1 protein-coding gene is annotated in these 503 nt (G+C 83.7%); it reads left to right on the forward strand.

The genetic code is table 11. The features are described from left to right. Positions 1 to 503, forward strand: a 503-nt coding sequence (locus tag RCG67_RS17550) for a 5-oxoprolinase subunit C family protein (RefSeq protein ID WP_497801017.1), incomplete at both ends; no start/stop codon positions are given.

Genomic DNA, 503 nt, shown 5'->3' on the forward strand with positions numbered 1-503 from the left:
GACCGCGGGCGCGCCGGCTCGGCGGGGCTGGGCGTCTCCCCGTCGGGCGCCCTCGACGCCGGAGCCGCGGCCTCGGCCAACCGGCTCGTCGGCAACGCCGTGGGGGCGGCCGTGCTGGAGAACCTGCTGGGCCGCCTCGAGCTGAGCGCCCACGGGGACCACGTCCTGGCGGTCACCGGCGCCCGGGCGCCCCTGACGGTCGAGGGCCCCGCCCCGTGGCGGCCGGCGCCCGGCACGCCGTTCGCCCTGCGGGACGGCGAACGGCTGGCCGTGGGTGCCACGGCGTCCGGCGCGCGCGTCTACGTGGCGGTGCGCGGCGGCGTGGCGGTCCCGCCCGTGCTGGGCAGCCGCTCCACCGACGTCCTCGCCGGGCTGGGCCCCGACCCGCTCGCCGCCGGGGACGCCCTGCCCGTCGGCCCCGCCCCCGGCACGGCCGTCCGGCCGCCCGAGCCCCCGCCCGAGCCGGCCGGTGCGCCGGCGGTGCGGGTGGTGCCCGGTCCCCG

Origin of the sequence: Kocuria cellulosilytica, from assembly GCF_040981245.1 — a bacterium.
GTDB classification, from domain to species: Bacteria; Actinomycetota; Actinomycetes; order Actinomycetales; family Micrococcaceae; genus Kocuria; species Kocuria cellulosilytica.